This window comes from Streptomyces sp. 2114.4, assembly GCF_900187385.1.
Lineage (GTDB): Bacteria > Actinomycetota > Actinomycetes > Streptomycetales > Streptomycetaceae > Streptomyces > Streptomyces mooreae.
The window spans coordinates 1,282,857-1,299,968 of sequence record NZ_FYEY01000001.1 but is presented as its reverse complement, the minus strand read 5'-3'; the positions used below and the strand labels follow the sequence as shown (position 1 = coordinate 1,299,968).

The 17,112-nt window shown below is 70.7% G+C and carries 17 protein-coding genes; 16 read left to right on the top strand and 1 reads right to left on the bottom strand.

Annotation, left to right across the window (positions count from 1 at the left end; translation table 11 throughout):
• Positions 1-29 precede the first annotated feature (29 nt).
• The 4 genes from CFW40_RS05610 (at position 30) to nusB (ending at position 3,140) form a co-directional block, all read left to right on the top strand.
• Positions 30-887 (top strand): Pro-rich N-terminal domain-containing protein, encoded by an 858-nt coding sequence (locus CFW40_RS05610; protein ID WP_088796737.1) that lies wholly within the window; start codon positions 30-32, stop codon positions 885-887.
• A gap of 75 nt (positions 888-962) precedes the next feature.
• On the top strand, positions 963-2,069 hold the full coding sequence (locus CFW40_RS05605) for an aminopeptidase P family protein (protein WP_088796736.1): 1,107 nt from the start codon (positions 963-965) through the stop codon (positions 2,067-2,069).
• 67 nt (positions 2,070-2,136) lie between these two features.
• Positions 2,137-2,703 carry an elongation factor P gene (gene efp / locus CFW40_RS05600; protein ID WP_018087607.1) on the top strand — a complete coding sequence of 189 codons (567 nt, stop codon included), beginning with the start codon at positions 2,137-2,139 and terminating at the stop codon, positions 2,701-2,703.
• 2 nt (positions 2,704-2,705) lie between these two features.
• Complete coding sequence (gene nusB / locus CFW40_RS05595; protein WP_088796735.1) at positions 2,706-3,140, top strand: transcription antitermination factor NusB; 435 nt, start codon at positions 2,706-2,708, stop codon at positions 3,138-3,140.
• 196 nt (positions 3,141-3,336) lie between these two features.
• On the opposite strand, the gene bldD is transcribed toward nusB, so the two are convergent.
• Positions 3,337-3,837 (bottom strand): transcriptional regulator BldD, encoded by a 501-nt coding sequence (gene bldD / locus CFW40_RS05590; protein WP_030076442.1) that lies wholly within the window; start codon positions 3,835-3,837, stop codon positions 3,337-3,339.
• Between the two features lie 221 nt (positions 3,838-4,058).
• Here bldD and pyrR point away from each other — a divergent pair, with 221 nt between their 5' ends.
• From pyrR to coaBC, 12 genes are all read left to right on the top strand, one after another.
• Positions 4,059-4,649 carry a bifunctional pyr operon transcriptional regulator/uracil phosphoribosyltransferase PyrR gene (gene pyrR / locus CFW40_RS05585; protein ID WP_088796734.1) on the top strand — a complete coding sequence of 197 codons (591 nt, stop codon included), beginning with the start codon at positions 4,059-4,061 and terminating at the stop codon, positions 4,647-4,649.
• Between the two features lie 93 nt (positions 4,650-4,742).
• Positions 4,743-5,720 (top strand): aspartate carbamoyltransferase catalytic subunit, encoded by a 978-nt coding sequence (locus CFW40_RS05580; RefSeq protein ID WP_088796733.1) that lies wholly within the window; start codon positions 4,743-4,745, stop codon positions 5,718-5,720.
• 5 nt (positions 5,721-5,725) lie between these two features.
• On the top strand, positions 5,726-7,012 hold the full coding sequence (locus tag CFW40_RS05575) for a dihydroorotase (RefSeq protein ID WP_088796732.1): 1,287 nt from the start codon (positions 5,726-5,728) through the stop codon (positions 7,010-7,012).
• Positions 7,009-7,605, top strand: a complete 597-nt coding sequence (locus CFW40_RS05570; protein WP_088796731.1) for a hypothetical protein — start codon at positions 7,009-7,011, stop codon at positions 7,603-7,605. The genes CFW40_RS05575 and CFW40_RS05570 overlap by 4 nt, the downstream gene beginning before the upstream one ends.
• On the top strand, positions 7,602-8,756 hold the full coding sequence (gene carA, locus CFW40_RS05565) for a glutamine-hydrolyzing carbamoyl-phosphate synthase small subunit (RefSeq protein ID WP_088796730.1): 1,155 nt from the start codon (positions 7,602-7,604) through the stop codon (positions 8,754-8,756). Before CFW40_RS05570 ends, carA begins: the two co-directional genes overlap by 4 nt.
• Positions 8,749-12,060 (top strand): carbamoyl-phosphate synthase large subunit, encoded by a 3,312-nt coding sequence (carB, locus tag CFW40_RS05560; RefSeq protein WP_088796729.1) that lies wholly within the window; start codon positions 8,749-8,751, stop codon positions 12,058-12,060. Before carA ends, carB begins: the two co-directional genes overlap by 8 nt.
• Before the next feature lie 81 nt (positions 12,061-12,141).
• On the top strand, positions 12,142-13,251 hold the full coding sequence (locus CFW40_RS05555; RefSeq protein ID WP_088796728.1) for a quinone-dependent dihydroorotate dehydrogenase: 1,110 nt from the start codon (positions 12,142-12,144) through the stop codon (positions 13,249-13,251).
• Complete coding sequence (pyrF, locus tag CFW40_RS05550) at positions 13,248-14,159, top strand: orotidine-5'-phosphate decarboxylase (protein ID WP_088796727.1); 912 nt, start codon at positions 13,248-13,250, stop codon at positions 14,157-14,159. The genes CFW40_RS05555 and pyrF overlap by 4 nt, the downstream gene beginning before the upstream one ends.
• Positions 14,160-14,374: 215 nt before the next feature.
• Positions 14,375-14,698 carry an integration host factor gene (locus tag CFW40_RS05545; RefSeq protein WP_006607450.1) on the top strand — a complete coding sequence of 108 codons (324 nt, stop codon included), beginning with the start codon at positions 14,375-14,377 and terminating at the stop codon, positions 14,696-14,698.
• 38 nt (positions 14,699-14,736) lie between these two features.
• Complete coding sequence (gene gmk / locus CFW40_RS05540) at positions 14,737-15,357, top strand: guanylate kinase (protein ID WP_088796726.1); 621 nt, start codon at positions 14,737-14,739, stop codon at positions 15,355-15,357.
• A 71-nt stretch (positions 15,358-15,428) separates the two neighbouring features.
• Positions 15,429-15,701, top strand: coding sequence for a DNA-directed RNA polymerase subunit omega (gene rpoZ / locus CFW40_RS05535; protein ID WP_005319902.1), 273 nt, complete (start codon positions 15,429-15,431; stop codon positions 15,699-15,701).
• A gap of 128 nt (positions 15,702-15,829) precedes the next feature.
• A complete protein-coding gene (gene coaBC, locus CFW40_RS05530; protein ID WP_088796725.1) occupies positions 15,830-17,065 on the top strand; it encodes a bifunctional phosphopantothenoylcysteine decarboxylase/phosphopantothenate--cysteine ligase CoaBC in 1,236 nt (411 codons plus the stop codon).
• Positions 17,066-17,112: the final 47 nt, after the last annotated feature.

The following is a 17,112-nucleotide window of genomic DNA, read 5'->3' as shown; positions in this document are numbered from 1 at the left end:
GTCGACCGCACGAGACGGAGAGCCACCGGATGCACTACGCAGTGGGTGCTCCGCTGCCACCGCCCCACGGGCAGGCATCACCCGGCGGCGCCATGAACTGGACGCCCCACCCGGGACAGCACACCCCGCCCACCCCGCCGTCGGCCCCGGCCGCCCCGCCTCCGCCCGCGCAGCAGCCCGCCTCCGGCCAGGGCGGGCACGGGCCCGCGCACGGGCAGGCCCCGACCGTGCCGCATGGCGCGGACATCACCGGCCATGTCCAGCTGCCCCCTGGCGCCCCGGTGCCGCTGCCCAGCCCGCCCACCGACACCACGGCGCCGGACGCGGCGCATGCGGCCGTCGCGGTGCTGCTCATCGGCCCGGCCGGGGCCGGCAAGACCAGCGTGGCGCGCCACTGGGCCGACACCCGGCGGGTGCCGACCGCGCACATCAGCCTCGACGACGTCCGCGAATGGGTCCGGTCCGGCTTCGCCGACCCGCAGGCCGGCTGGAACGACCACTCCGAGGCCCAGTACCGCCTCGCCCGCCGCACCTGTGGCTTCGCGGCCCGCAACTTCCTTGCCAACGGCATCTCCTGCATCCTCGACGACGCCGTCTTCCCCGACCGGCCGGTCATCGGTCTGGGCGGCTGGAAGCGTCATGTAGGACCCGGCCTGCTGCCGATCGTGCTGCTGCCCGGCCTGGAGATCGTCCTGGAGCGCAATGCCCGGCGCAGCGGCAACCGCCGGCTGTCCGACGAAGAGGTGGCGAGGATCCACGGACGGATGGCCGGCTGGTACGGCTCCGGCCTGCCGATCATCGACAACTCCCAGCACGACGTCGCCACGACGGTGCGGGTGCTGGACGACGTCGTCGCCCGCAGCATCGCCAGCCCGCCGAACTGGTAGCAGCCACGGCCGCCCGGTCCCCCGGGCGGCCCCGCTCGACCGGCCGCCCCGGGGGAGCCGCCGTACGCTCGTGATATGTCCGAGTTGTACGCGGCCCGACGCACGCGGCTGCGTGATCGCGTAGCCGCGACCGGAAGTGCCGCCGCACTGATCTCGCGCCCCGCGAACGTCCGCTACCTCACCGGCTGCGCGCCGCCCGGCGCCGCGCTGCTGCTGGGCCCGGCCGACGAGGTGCTGCTGTGCGGCAGGCCGCTGAGCGGTGATCCCGCCGAGGGCCGGCCGGCCGATGACGTACGGGTGTCGGTGCTGCCGACCCGTGGCGGCGACCCGGTGGTGGCCGGCGCCGACCTCGCCGCGACGGCCGGCGCGGACACCCTGGCCGTCGAGGAGCACCACCTCACCGTCACCCGGCACCGCGCCCTCTCCCAGGTCGCGCCCCGGCTGCGGCTGACCGACCTGGCCTGCGCGGTCGAGGGACAGCGGCTGGTGAAGGACGACGACGAGATCGCCTGTCTGCGGATCGCCGCCGAGATCGCCGACCAGGCCCTGGGGGAACTCCTGGAATCGATCCTGGTTGGCCGCACCGAGCGGCATCTGGCACTGGAGCTGGAGCGCCGGCTGGTGGACCACGGCGCGGACGGCCCGGCCTTCCCCACCTCCGTCGCGACCGGCCCGAACGCCGGCCGCCCCGGGCATCTGCCCACCGACCGGCGGGTCGAGGAAGGCGACTTCCTCAGTGTCTGCCTGGGCGCCAATTACCGCGGCTACCGCTGCGAGATCGGCCGGACCTTCGTCATCGGCACCACGCCCTCGGACTGGCAGATCGAACTGTACGATCTCGTTTTCGCAGCCCAGCGCGCCGGGCGCGAGGCACTTGCGCCGGGTGTGGAGTGCCGCGAGGTGGACCGGGTGACCCGAAATGTGCTGGACGCCGCGGGGTACGGGGAGCGGCTGGGAGCATGGACCGGGCACGGCGTGGGGCTCGAAATCGACGAGGACCCTCAATTGTCGCCTGCCGCCATGGGTAAACTGGACGCTTGCGTGCCGGTCACCGTCGAGCCGGGGGTTCACATCCCGGGCCGCGGAGGTGTCCGGATCGACGACACACTCGTCGTCCGCCCCGAGGCGGACGGCGGGCCCGAGCTACTCACGATCACGACCAAGGAGCTGCTCGCACTCTGAGCCGTAGAGGTTCGGTGGGCGTGTGCTCCGGGGTCCCACCACCTGCAGTCCAGGAGATTCCGCAACCGTGGCATCCACGAACGACCTCAAGAACGGCATGGTGCTCAAGCTCGAAGGCGGCCAGCTCTGGTCCGTCGTCGAGTTCCAGCACGTCAAGCCCGGCAAGGGCCCGGCCTTTGTCCGCACCAAGCTCAAGAACGTGCTGTCCGGCAAGGTGGTGGACAAGACCTTCAATGCCGGCGTGAAGGTCGAGACGGCCACCGTCGACAAGCGCGGGATGCAGTTCTCGTACATGGACGGCGACTACTTCGTCTTCATGGACATGGACACCTACGACCAGCTGCACGTCGACCGCAAGGCCGTCGGCGACGCCGCGAACTACCTCATCGAGGGCTTCGAGGCGGTCGTGGCGCAGCACGAGGGCGAGGTGCTGTACGTCGAGCTGCCCGCCGCGGTCGAGCTGACCATCAAGCACACCGAGCCCGGTGTGCAGGGCGACCGCTCCACCGGCGGCTCCAAGCCCGCCGAGCTGGAGACCGGCTACTCCATCCAGGTGCCGCTCTTCATCACCACCGGTGAGAAGATCAAGGTCGACACCCGCACGGGCGACTACCTCGGCCGGGTGAACAGCTAACCGTGGCTGCCCGCACCAAGGCCCGTAAGCGCGCCTTCCAGATACTCTTCGAGGCCGACCAGCGCGGTGCCGATGTGCAGTCCGTGCTCGCGGACTGGATGCGGCACGCCCGGACCGACCCCCGGCAGCCGCCGGTGAACGAATACACCCTGCAGTTGGTCGAGGGGTACGCGGACCATGTCGCCCGGATCGACGAGCTGATCTCCACCTACGCGGTCGACTGGGACCTGGACCGGATGCCGGCGGCCGACCGCAGCATCGTGCGGCTCGGTGCCTATGAACTGCTGTGGGTGGACGACACGCCGGACGCGGTGGCGATCGACGAAGCCGTACAGCTCGCCAGGGAGTTCTCCACGGACGACTCCCCGGCCTTCGTCAACGGCCTCCTCGGCCGGTTCAAGGAGCTGAAGCCGAGCCTGCGGCGCGAGGCGCAGTAGGCGGTCGGCAGAGCGTGTGAACGGGCCCGGAGCGAAGGGCAGTGCTCCGGGCCCTTCGCATGCCCGCAGAACGCCGTACGGGGGCTCTCCTGGTGCACTGTCCGCGCGCCGTGCGCGCCGTCCGTGCGCCGGTACACAGAAACCGCCGCCCCGGAGGTCCGGAGCGGCGGCACGTTTCTGCAGGTGGTGCGGTGGATCAGAGCTCGTCGTGCTGCACGGCACGGCGCGCTTCCGCGTCCAGCACGCCCCAGCTGATCAGCTGCTCGGTCAGCACCGAGGGCGACTGGTCGTAGATGACCGCGAGGGTGCGCAGGTCGTCCTGGCGGATCGAGAGGACCTTGCCGTTATAGTCACCGCGCTGGCTCTGGATGGTGGCCGCGTAGCGCTGCAGCGGGCCGGCCTTCTCCTGCGGGACATGGGCCAGGCGCTCCAGGTCGAGCACCAGCTTCGGCGGCGGCTCGGCCGCCCCGCCCGGTGTCGTCCCCGGCAGTAGTTCCTGCACCGGAACGCCGTAGAAGTCCGCCAGCTCGGCGAGGCGCTGCACGGTCACGGCACGGTCGCCGCGCTCGTACGAACCCACCACCACGGCCTTCCAGCGGCCCTGGGACTTCTCCTCGACGCCGTGGAGAGAGAGGCCCTGCTGGGTGCGGATGGCGCGGAGCTTGGCCCCGAGCTGTTTGGCGTATTCGCTGGACATAAAACTCCCCAGACGGCTGTATCGACATGCGGCTCCGCCGCGGGCTGGTAACTCACTGTGAGGTTACGCAGCGTAATCTGACTTCGTCAAGCGGAACGGGGCAGACCCTCACCCGTCAGGGGTGCGGACCGCTCCTGTGAGGGGCCCTGATAGCCTGGGCTGCGTAATTCCGACGTCCTTTAAGGTCCGTCCCGTGAGGCGGAGAAGGAGGTCCGTTTCATATGGACGCAAGCAGTTCCGACACGACGGATCGGCTCCCCGCACGCCCGGTGCTCGAAGGCCCGGACATCGCGCGGATGCTCACCCGCATCGCCCACGAGATCGTCGAGCGCGCCAAGGGCGCGGACGATGTGGTGCTCCTGGGGATCCCCACCCGCGGCGTCTTCCTCGCCCGACGGCTCGCCGCCAAGCTCGAAGAGATCACCGGCCGCACGGTCCCGGTCGGCTCGCTCGACATCACGATGTACCGCGACGACCTGCGCCTGGGCCCGGCCCGCACGCTCGCCCGCACGGACATCCCCGCCGACGGCATCGAGGGCCGGCTCATCCTGCTCGTCGACGACGTGCTCTTCTCCGGACGCACCATCCGTGCCGCGCTGGACGCGCTGGGCGACATCGGACGGCCGCGCGCCGTGCAGCTGGCGGTCCTCGTCGACCGCGGCCACCGCGAACTGCCGATCCGTGCCGACTACGTAGGCAAGAACCTCCCCACGTCGCTGCGGGAGACGGTCAAGGTCCAGCTCACCGAGGAGGACGGCCGGGACGCCGTGCTGCTCGGCGTGAAGCACCCCGCCCCGGCCGGCGAGCGATAGCGCACCGCGCACGGACCCGGTGACCCCGGGTCCGCAGGCATGCCCGCTCGACGGATATTCCCGTACACCTCCTTCACTCACGGAGAAAACCGGATGAAGCGTCACCTCATCTCGGCCGCCGATCTCACGCGCGACGACGCCGTCCTGATCCTCGACACCGCCGAGGAGATGGCCCGGGTCGCCGACCGGCCGATCAAGAAGCTCCCCACCCTGCGCGGACGCACGGTCTGCAACCTCTTCTTCGAAGACTCGACCCGGACCCGGATCTCCTTCGAAGCCGCCGAGAAGCGGCTCTCCGCGGACGTGATCAACTTCGCGGCGAAGGGATCCAGCGTCTCCAAGGGTGAATCCCTCAAGGACACCGCCCAGACCCTGGAGGCGATGGGCGTGGACGCCGTCGTCATCCGGCACAGCGCCTCCGGCGCCCCCTACCGGCTCGCCACCTCCGGCTGGATCGACGCCCCGGTCATCAACGCCGGTGACGGCACCCACCAGCACCCCACCCAGGCCCTGCTCGACGCCTTCACCATGCGCCGCCGACTCATCGGGCCGGACGCCGGGCTCGGCCAGGACCTCGCCGGCCGCCAGATCACCCTGGTCGGCGACGTCCTGCACAGCCGGGTCGCGCGTTCCAACGTCGACCTGCTGCACACCCTGGGCGCCGAGGTCACCCTCGTCGCGCCGCCCACCCTGGTGCCGGTCGGGGTGGAGAACTGGCCGTGCGAGGTCTCCTACGACCTCGACGCGGTGCTGCCCAAGTCCGACGCCGTGATGATGCTGCGGGTGCAGCGCGAGCGGATGAACGCCGCCTTCTTCCCGACCGAGCGGGAGTACTCGCGCCGCTACGGCCTGGACGGCGAACGGATGGCGCGGATGCCCGGGCACGCGCTGGTGATGCACCCCGGCCCGATGGTCCGCGGCATGGAGATCACCGCCGAGGTCGCCGACTCCGACCGCTGCACGGCTGTCGAGCAGGTGACCAACGGCGTCTCCATCCGGATGGCCGTCCTGTACCTGCTCCTGGGCGGCAACGAGCCCGCCCTCACCCACCCCCGTACCGAGGAGAAGTAAGAACCATGAGCAAGATCCTGATCCGCGGTGCCAGGGTGCTGGGCGGGGAGCCCCAGGACGTCCTGATCGACGGGGAGTTCATCGAGGCCGTCGGCACCGGGCTGAGCGCCGAGGGCGCCGAGGTCGTCGAGGCCGACGGGAAGGTCCTGCTGCCCGGGCTCGTCGACCTGCACACCCACCTGCGCGAGCCCGGCCGCGAGGACTCCGAGACGGTGCTCACCGGCACCCGCGCCGCCGCCTCGGGTGGCTACACCGCCGTGTTCGCCATGGCCAACACCTTCCCGGTCGCCGACACCGCCGGCGTCGTCGAGCAGGTCTACCGGCTGGGCAAGGAGCACGGCTACTGCGACGTGCAGCCCATCGGCGCGGTGACCGTCGGCCTGGAGGGCAAGAAGCTCGCCGAGCTGGGCGCCATGCACGAGTCCGCGGCCGGTGTCACGGTCTTCTCCGACGACGGCAAGTGCGTCCACGATGCCGTGATCATGCGCCGGGCACTGGAGTACGTGAAGGCCTTCGGCGGCGTCGTCGCCCAGCACGCCCAGGAGCCGCGGCTGACCGAGGGCGCCCAGATGAACGAGGGCGTGGTCTCCGCCGAGCTGGGCCTGGGCGGCTGGCCGGCCGTCGCCGAGGAGTCGATCATCGCCCGCGACGTGCTGCTCGCCGAGCACGTCGGCTCGCGGGTGCACATCTGCCACCTGTCGACCGCCGGGTCCGTGGAGATCGTGCGCTGGGCCAAGTCCCGCGGCATCGACGTGACCGCCGAGGTCACCCCGCACCACCTGCTGCTGACCGACGAGATGGTGCGCAGCTACAACCCCGTCTACAAGGTCAACCCGCCGCTGCGCACCGAGCGCGACGTGCTCGCCCTGCGCGAGGCGCTGGCCGACGGCACGATCGACATCGTCGCCACCGACCACGCCCCGCACCCGCACGAGGACAAGGACTGCGAGTGGGCCGCCGCCGCCATGGGCATGGTGGGCCTGGAGACCGCGCTCTCCGTCGTCCAGCAGACGATGGTCGACACCGGCCTGCTGACGTGGGCGGACGTCGCGGACCGGATGTCCTTCGCGCCGGCCAGGATCGGTCGCGCGGCCGGCCACGGCCGTCCCGTCTCGGCTGGTGAGCCCGCCAACCTCATGCTGCTCGATTCCGCTTACCGTGGAGAGGTGGACCCCGCGGGCTTCGCCTCCCGCAGCCGCAACACCCCCTACGAGGGCCGTGAGCTGCCGGGGCGCGTCACCCACACCTTCCTGCGGGGCCGGGCAACGGTCGTCGACGGGAAGCTGGCGTGACACCTCCACTGAGCACCTTGGCCGCGGCACAGCACTCCGCTCCGGTCACCGACTGGGCCGCACGGCTCGGCTGGGTCGCCGGTCTCCTGGTCTTCGTCGTCTTCGTCTACTGGCTGATGCGCCAGGGCTGGAAGTGGCGCGGCACGCTCCAGGGCGACCTGCCCGAGCTGCCGTCCGCGCCCGAGGACCCCGGCGCCCCGCTTCTGACCCTGTCGGGCCGCTACCACGGCTCCACCACCGCAGGGCAGTGGCTCGACCGGATCGTGGCGCGCGGCCTGGGCACTCGCAGCCGCGCCGAGCTGACCCTCACCGACCGGGGACTGGACGTCGTACGGCCGGGCGCGGCGGACTTCTTCGTGCCGGCCTCCGCACTGCGCGGCGCCCGCCTCGACAAGGGCATCGCCGGGAAGGTGCTGACCGAGGGCGGCCTGCTGATCGTCACCTGGGAGCACGGCGGCCGGCAGCTCGACTCCGGCTTCCGCGCCGACAAGGCGGACGTCCACCCGGCCTGGGTCGAGGCCGTCAACCGGCTGAGCACCACCGAGCACACCACCAGCACCACCGAGCACACCGAAACGGAAGGCGCACGATGACGACCTCCACCAGGGGCACCGCCCACGGCACAAGGGGGATCCCCGCCGTACTCGTCCTGGAGGACGGCCGCAGCTTCCGCGGCCGCTCCTACGGGGCCGTCGGGGAGGCCTTCGGCGAAGCGGTGTTCTCCACCGGCATGACCGGCTACCAGGAGACCCTGACCGACCCCTCGTACCACCGCCAGGTCGTCGTCATGACCGCCCCGCACATCGGCAACACCGGGGTGAACGACGAGGACCCCGAGTCGCAGCGGATCTGGGTGGCCGGCTACGTCGTCCGCGACCCCGCCCGTATCCCGTCCAACTGGCGCTCGGTGCGCTCCCTCGACGACGAGCTGGTCGCCCAGGGCGTCGTCGGCATCAGCGGCGTCGACACCCGCGCCCTGACCCGCCACCTGCGCGAGCGCGGTGCCATGCGGGTCGGCATCTTCTCCGGCGAGGCGCTGGCCGACGAGGGCATGATGCTGGCCAAGGTGCGCCAGGCCCCCGAGATGCAGGGCGCCGACCTGTCCACGCAGGTCGCCACCAAGGAGTCCTACGTCGTCCCGGCGATCGGTACGAAGAAATTCACCGTCGCCGCGATCGACCTGGGCATCAAGGGCATGACCCCGCACCGGATGGCCGAGCGCGGCATCGAGGTGCACGTCCTGCCCGCCACCGCCACCGTCGAGGACGTCTACGCGGTGAACCCGGATGGGGTGTTCTTCTCCAACGGCCCGGGCGACCCGGCCACCGCCGACCACCCGGTCTCCGTGATGCGGGGAGTGCTGGAGCGCAAGACGCCGCTGTTCGGCATCTGCTTCGGCAACCAGATCCTGGGCCGCGCGCTGGGCTTTGGCACCTACAAGCTCAAGTACGGCCACCGCGGCATCAACCAGCCGGTGCAGGACCGCACGACCGGCAAGGTCGAGGTCACCGCGCACAACCACGGATTCGCCGTCGACGCCCCGCTCGACACCGTCTCCGACACCCCCTTCGGCCGCGCCGAGGTCTCCCACGTCTGCCTCAACGACAACGTGGTGGAGGGCCTGCACCTCCTCGACCAGCCGGCCTTCAGCGTCCAGTACCACCCCGAAGCCGCCGCGGGTCCGCACGACGCCGCGTACCTCTTCGACCGCTTCGTATCCCTGATGGAGGGCCAGCGTGCCTAAGCGCACCGATATCCAGTCCGTCCTGGTCATCGGCTCCGGCCCGATCGTCATCGGCCAGGCCGCCGAGTTCGACTACTCCGGTACCCAGGCGTGCCGGGTCCTCAAGTCCGAGGGCCTGCGCGTCATCCTGGTGAACTCCAACCCGGCGACGATCATGACCGACCCGGAGATCGCCGACGCCACCTACGTTGAGCCGATCACCCCGGACTTCGTCGAGAAGATCATCGCCAAGGAGCGCCCGGACGCCCTGCTGCCCACCCTGGGCGGCCAGACCGCGCTGAACACCGCGATCTCGCTGCACGAGGCCGGCACCCTCGACAAGTACGGCGTCGAGCTGATCGGCGCCAACGTCGAGGCGATCAACAAGGGCGAGGACCGCGACCTGTTCAAGGAGGTTGTGGAGGAGGTCCGCAAGAAGATCGGCCACGGCGAGTCCGCGCGCTCCTACATCTGCCACTCCATGGACGACGTCATGAAGGGCGTCGACGAGCTCGGCGGCTACCCCGTCGTCGTCCGCCCCTCCTTCACCATGGGCGGCGCCGGCTCCGGCTTCGCGCACGACGAGGAGGAGCTGCGCCGGATCGCCGGCCAGGGCCTGACGCTCTCGCCGACCACCGAGGTGCTTCTGGAGGAGTCCATCCTCGGCTGGAAGGAGTACGAGCTGGAGCTGATGCGCGACAAGAACGACAACGTCGTGGTCGTCTGCTCCATCGAGAACTTCGACCCGATGGGTGTGCACACCGGTGACTCGATCACCGTCGCCCCGGCGATGACGCTCACCGACCGCGAGTACCAGACCCTGCGGGACGTCGGCATCGCCGTCATCCGCGAGGTCGGCGTGGACACCGGCGGCTGCAACATCCAGTTCGCGGTCAACCCCGAGGACGGCCGGGTCATCGTCATCGAGATGAACCCGCGCGTCTCGCGCTCCTCGGCGCTGGCCTCCAAGGCCACCGGCTTCCCGATCGCGAAGATCGCCGCCCGGCTGGCCGTCGGCTACACCCTCGACGAGATCCCCAACGACATCACCGAGAAGACCCCGGCCTCCTTCGAGCCGACCCTCGACTATGTCGTCGTCAAGGTGCCGCGGTTCGCCTTCGAGAAGTTCCCGGCCGCCGACGCCACGCTCACCACGACCATGAAGTCGGTCGGCGAGGCCATGGCCATCGGCCGCAACTTCCCCGAGGCGCTGAACAAGGCCCTGCGCTCGCTGGAGAAGAAGGGCAGCCAGTTCGACTTCCTGACCGAGCCGGGCGAGAAGGCCGCGCTGCTGGAGAAGGCCAAGGTCCCCACCGACGGCCGGATCAACACCGTCATGGAGGCGATCCGGGCCGGCGCCACGCCCCAGGAGGTCTTCGACGCCACGAAGATCGACCCCTGGTTCGTCGACCAGCTCTTCCTCGTCAAGGAGATCGCCGACGAGATCGCGGCGGCCGAAAAGCTCCACCCGGAGATCCTTGCGGACGCAAAGCGCTACGGCTTCTCCGACGCCCAGATCGCCGCGATCCGCGGGCTGCGCGAGGACGTCGTCCGCGAGGTACGGCACGCCCTCGGTGTCCGCCCGGTCTACAAGACGGTCGACACCTGCGCCGCCGAATTCGCCGCGAAGACCCCGTACTTCTACTCGTCCTACGACGAGGAGACCGAGGTCGCGCCCCGCGAGAAGCCGGCCGTGATCATCCTCGGCTCCGGCCCCAACCGCATCGGCCAGGGCATCGAGTTCGACTACTCCTGCGTCCACGCCTCGTTCGCGCTCAGCGACGCCGGCTACGAGACCGTGATGGTCAACTGCAACCCGGAGACCGTCTCGACGGACTACGACACCTCCGACCGTCTGTACTTCGAGCCGCTGACGCTCGAAGACGTGCTGGAGATCGTGCACGCCGAGACCCAGGCCGGCCCGGTCGCCGGCGTCATCGTCCAGCTCGGCGGGCAGACCCCGCTGGGCCTGGCGCAGGCGCTCAAGGACAACGGCGTGCCGATCGTCGGCACCTCGCCCGAGGCCATCGACCTCGCCGAGGAGCGCGGCGCCTTCGGCCGGGTGCTCACCGAGGCCGGACTGCCCGCGCCCAAGTACGGCACCGCCTTCTCCTTCGACGAGGCCCGGCGGATTGCCGCCGAGATCGGCTACCCGGTCATGGTCCGCCCGTCCTACGTGCTCGGCGGCCGCGGCATGGAGATCGTCTACGACGAGCCGTCGCTCGGCGAGTACCTCACCCGCCATGCCGGCCTGATCGACCGCCACCCGGTCCTCATCGACCGGTTCCTCGACGACGCCATCGAGATCGACGTCGACGCGCTCTACGACGGCCACGAGCTCTACCTCGGCGGCGTCATGGAGCACATCGAGGAGGCCGGCATCCACTCCGGCGACTCCGCCTGTGCCCTGCCCCCGATCACGCTCGGCGGCTACGACATCAAGCGGCTGCGCACCTCGACGGAGGCCATCGCCAAGGGCGTCGGCGTCCGCGGACTGATCAACATCCAGTTCGCGATGGCCGGCGACATCCTCTACGTCCTGGAGGCGAACCCCCGCGCCTCCCGTACGGTCCCCTTCACCTCGAAGGCCACCGCCGTACCGCTGGCCAAGGCCGCCGCGCGGATCTCGCTGGGCGCCACCATCGCCGAGCTGCGCGCCGAGGGCATGCTGCCCAAGACGGGCGACGGCGGCACCCTGCCGCTGGACGCGCCGATCTCGGTGAAGGAAGCCGTGATGCCCTGGTCGCGGTTCCGCGACATCCACGGCCGCGGTGTGGACACCGTCCTCGGCCCGGAGATGCGCTCCACCGGCGAGGTCATGGGCATCGACTCGGTCTTCGGCACCGCCTACGCCAAGTCGCAGTCCGGCGCCTACGGGGCCCTGCCCACCAAGGGCCGGGCGTTCGTCTCCGTCGCCAACCGCGACAAGCGCTCGATGATCTTCCCCGCCCGGGAACTGGTCGCGCACGGCTTCGAACTGCTCGCCACCTCCGGCACCGCCGAGGTGCTGCGCCGCAACGGCATCAACGCCACCGTGGTGCGCAAGCAGTCCGAGGGCGAGGGTCCGGACGGTGAGAAGACCATCGTCCAGCTCATCCACGACGGCGAGGTCGACCTGATCGTCAACACCCCCTACGGGACCGGCGGCCGGCTCGACGGCTACGACATCCGTACCGCGGCGGTGGCCCGCGCCGTGCCCTGCCTGACCACGGTCCAGGCGCTGGCGGCCGCGGTCCAGGGCATCGAGGCGATGTCCCGCGGCGACGTGGGCGTGCGTTCCCTCCAGGAACACGCCGAACATCTCACCGCGGCCCGCGAGGAGTAGCGGCCAGGAGGGGGACACCGACGCGGTGTCCCCCTCTTCATGAGCCCTCGCACTCCTCACCCCGGAAGGCCCACCCCGACGATGTACCGCCTCTTCTTCCACCTGATCTTCAAGCGCATGGACCCCGAGCAGGCCCACCACCTGGCCTTCCGCTGGATCCAGCTGGCCGTGCGCGTCCCCGTGCTGCGCACCTTCCTGGCGGCCGCACTCGCGCCCCGCTACCGGGAGCTGCGCACCGAGGCCCTGGGCCGCCGGATGCACGGCCCCTTCGGCCTGGCCGCCGGCTTCGACAAGAACGCCGTCGCGATCGACGGGATGACCATGCTCGGTTTCGACCATGTCGAGATCGGCACGGTCACCGCCCAGCCGCAGCCCGGCAACCCCAAGAAGCGCCTGTTCCGGCTCGTGGCGGACCGCGCGCTGATCAACCGGATGGGGTTCAACAACGACGGCTCCGCGTCCGTGGCGGCCCGTCTGGCCGCCCGCAACCCCGTCTTCCCGGCCACCGTCGGCGTCAACATCGGCAAGACCAAGGTCGTACCGGAGGACGAAGCCGTCGCCGACTACGTCACCTCCACCGAGCGGCTTGCCCGGCACGCCGACTACCTGGTCGTCAATGTCTCCTCCCCGAACACCCCGGGGCTGCGCAACCTCCAGGCCGTCGACCATCTGCGCCCGCTGCTGACGGCCGTCCGCGAGGCCGCCGACCGTACGGTCACCGGCCGCCGGGTCCCCCTGCTGGTCAAGATCGCTCCCGACCTCGCCGACGCGGACGTGGACGCGGTCGCCGACCTGGCCGTCGAGCTGGGCCTGGACGGGATCATCGCCACCAACACCACCATCGCCCGCGAGGGCCTTGGCCTGGTCTCCGACCCGAAGCTGACCGCCGAGACCGGCGGGCTGTCCGGCGCGCCCGTCAAGGAGCGCTCCCTGGAGGTGCTGCGCCGCCTCTACGCCCGCGTCGGCGACACGGTCACCCTCATCGGGGTGGGCGGCATCGAGAACGCCGAGGACGCCTGGCAGCGCATCCTGGCCGGCGCCACCCTGGTCCAGGGCTACAGCGCCTTCATCTACCAGGGCCCGTTCTGGTGCCGCGCGATGCACAAGGGCCTCGCCGCCCGCCTGCGCAACAGCCCGTACGCCACGCTCGCCGACGCCGTCGGCGCCGAGCACAAGAAGGTGACCGCATGACCCAGGAAGCCTTTGGCGCCCGCCCGTCGCCCGACCACCACCCCTCACCGAGGCCCTCCGGGCCGCAGGATTCGTCTGCGAACCCCTTCGGGGCCCGCCTCCGCCGCGCCATGGACGAGCGCGGCCCCCTCTGCGTCGGCATCGACCCGCACGCCTCGCTGCTGGCCGACTGGGGCCTGAACGACGATGTCGCGGGCCTGGCGCGGTTCACCCGGACCGTCGTGGAGGCCCTGGGCGAGACGGTCGCGCTCTTCAAGCCACAATCCGCGTTCTTCGAGCGCTTCGGCTCCCGCGGCCTCGCCGTCCTGGAGACCGCCGTCGAGGAGGCGCGCGAGCGCGGGGCCCTGGTGCTGATGGACGCCAAGCGCGGCGACATCGGCTCCACCATGGCCGCCTACGCCGAGACCTACCTGCGCAAGGACTCGCCGCTGTTCTCCGATGCGCTGACCGTCTCCCCGTACCTCGGGTACGGCTCGCTGCGGCCGGCCGTCGACCTGGCACGCGAGAACGGCGCCGGGCTCTTCGTCCTCGCCCTCACCTCCAACCCGGAGGGCGCCGAGGTCCAGCGGGCGGTGCGCGAGGACGGCCGCACGCTCGCCGCGACCATGCTCGGCCACCTCGCCGCCGAGAACGCCGGTGCCGAGCCGCTGGGCTCCTTCGGCGCGGTCGTCGGCGCCACGCTCGGCGATCTCTCCTCGTTCGACCTGGCGATCAACGGCCCGCTGCTCGCCCCAGGCATCGGCGCCCAGGGCGCCACCCCCGCCGACCTCCCGAAGGTCTTCGGTGACGCCGTGCGCAACGTCGTGCCGAGCGTCAGCCGGGGGGTGCTGCGGCACGGTCCGGACACCTCGGCACTGCGCGCCGCGGCCGACCGATTCGCCGGCGAAGTGCGCACCGCGCTCGATTGAGAGCCTTCCGACGGGGACTTTGGTCCCGAATTGTCCTGGTCAGCAGAGTCTGACCAGGACTTTTCGCTTGTTCTCGCTGACTCTGGCGCCCTCTGGCGCTAGTCTCCGACGAGAGCACTGCACGTAAGCGCGTTGCTCGTTGCTCCGCAGGTGCGGGGCGACTAGGTTCCACACCGGTCCGTATCCGACAGTTCGACATCCGAGGTGACGTAGGCGTGGCTCTTCCGCCCCTTACCCCTGAACAGCGCGCAGCCGCGCTCGAGAAGGCCGCCGCGGCTCGCCGGGAGCGCGCCGAGGTCAAGAATCGGCTCAAGCACTCCGGTGCTTCCCTCCATGAGGTCATCAAGCAGGGCCAGGAGAACGACGTCATCGGCAAGATGAAGGTCTCCGCGCTCCTTGAGTCCCTGCCGGGCGTCGGCAAGGTCCGCGCCAAGCAGATCATGGAACGGCTCGGGATCTCCGAGAGCCGCCGAGTCCGGGGTCTTGGCTCCAACCAGATCGCGTCGCTGGAGCGCGAGTTCGGCAGCACTGCTTCCTGAATTTTCCGGCATCACCGGGAAGCTGGAATAATCGCTGCATGAGTTCTGCAGTCTCCGGGGGGACGACCCCCGCGCCCCCGGCCAGACAACCGCGACTGACCGTGCTCTCCGGCCCCTCCGGGGTCGGCAAGAGCACGGTCGTCGCGCATATGCGCAAGGTCCACCCCGAGGTCTGGCTCTCGGTTTCGGCCACCACCCGCAAGCCGCGCCCCGGGGAGCGGCACGGTGTCCACTACTTCTTCGTCGACGACGGGGAATTCGACAAGCTCATCGCCAACGGCGAGCTGCTCGAATGGGCCGAGTTCGCGGGCAACCGGTACGGCACTCCCCGCAAGGCGGTGCTGGACCGCCTGGAGTCCGGGGAGCCGGTCCTGCTGGAGATCGACCTGCAGGGCGCCCGCCAGGTCCGCGAGTCCATGGCGGAGGCGCATCTGCTCTTCCTGGCCCCGCCGAGCTGGGACGAGCTGGTCCGCCGGCTCACCGGCCGGGGCACGGAGGCGCCGGAGGTCATCGAACGCCGGCTGGCCGCCGCCAGGATCGAACTGGCAGCGGAGAAGGAGTTCGATACGACGCTTGTCAACACCTCCGTCGAGGACGTCAGCCGTGAGCTGCTAGCCTTGATGCTGAATAGGTCCGGAGACGAGAACACCAGCGGCTGACCGCGCAGCTCCCCGGACCGTCGAAGACTTTGCGTCACACCCCCGCTTCATCCCCCTTCGGAAGGTAGAGAGTGTCCTCTTCCATCACCGCACCCGAGGGCATCATCAACCCGCCCATTGATGAGCTTCTCGAGGCCACCGACTCGAAGTACAGCCTGGTGATCTACGCCGCCAAGCGTGCGCGCCAGATCAACGCCTACTACTCGCAGCTCGGCGAGGGCCTGCTCGAGTACGTCGGCCCGCTCGTGGACACCCACGTCCATGAGAAGCCCCTGTCGATCGCGCTGCGCGAGATCAACGCGGGCCTGCTGACCTCCGAGGCCATCGAGGGCCCGGCTCAGTAAGCAGCGGCACTTTTCACCAGGGGCCCGGCGGAGCTCCCCCAGCCAACGCTGGGAGGGCCCCCAGCCGGGCCCCTGGTGTGTCATAGGGGCAATACGTAGGGACTTAAGGCCCGGGGAGCGGCGAAGCGATGGACAGGCGTGAGCGGGAGCGGCCCAGGGTCGTCCTGGGGGTGAGCGGCGGGATCGCCGCCTACAAGGCGTGTGAGCTGCTGCGGCGGCTGACCGAGTCCGGGCACGACGTACGGGTCGTGCCGACCGCCTCGGCGCTGCACTTCGTCGGGGAGGCCACCTGGTCGGCGCTGTCCGGCCACCCGGCCGGCACCGAGGTCTGGGAATCCGTCCACGAGGTCCCGCACGTCCGGATCGGCCAGAGCGCCGACCTCGTCGTGGTGGCCCCCGCCACCGCCGACCTGCTCGCCAAGGCGGCCCACGGCCTGGCCGACGACCTGCTGACCAACACTCTGCTCACCGCGCGCTGTCCGGTGGTCTTCGCCCCGGCGATGCACACCGAGATGTGGGAGCACCCCGCCACCCAGGAGAACGTCGCCACGCTGCGCCGCCGCGGCGCCCTCGTCATCGACCCGGCGGTCGGCCGGCTGACCGGCGCCGACACCGGCAAGGGGCGTTTCCCCGACCCGGCCGAGATCTTCGCGTTCTGCCGCCGGGTGCTGGCCCGCGGCGACCGGGCGGCGGAGCAGGATCTGGCCGGCCGCCGTGTGGTGGTCAGCGCGGGCGGCACCCGCGAGCCGCTGGACCCCGTCCGCTACCTCGGCAACCGCTCCTCCGGCCTGCAGGGCTACGCGCTCGCCCGTACGGCGGCGGCCCGCGGCGCCCAGGTCACCCTGGTCGCCGGCAACACCGAGCTGCCCGATCCGGCCGGGGTGGACGTGATCCGCATCGGTACCGCCCGTCAGCTCCATGAGGCGATGCGGAAGGCGGCCGCGGACGCCGACGCGGTGATCATGGCCGCCGCCGTCGCCGATTTCCGGCCTGCCGTCTACGCCAGCGGCAAGATCAAGAAGGTGGAAGGGCGGGAGCCGGAACCGGTCACTCTGGTCCGAAATCCGGACATCCTCGCCGAACTCTCCGCCGAGCGGGCCCGCCCCGGCCAGCTCGTGGTGGGCTTCGCCGCGGAGACCGACGACGTGCTCGCCAACGGTCGCGCCAAGCTGGCCCGCAAGGGGTGTGACCTGCTGGTCGTCAATGAGGTCGGCGAGCACAAGGCCTTCGGTTCGGCGGAGAACGAGGCGGTGATCCTGGCGGCCGACGGAACCGAGACGCCGGTCCCGTACGGCCTCAAGGAAGACCTGGCCGACACGCTCTGGGACCTGGTCGCGCCCCGCCTGGCCGAGACTCGCCCCTGACGCGCCCGAACGGACCCGGGAGTCACCCCACCGGCCGTCTACACTCC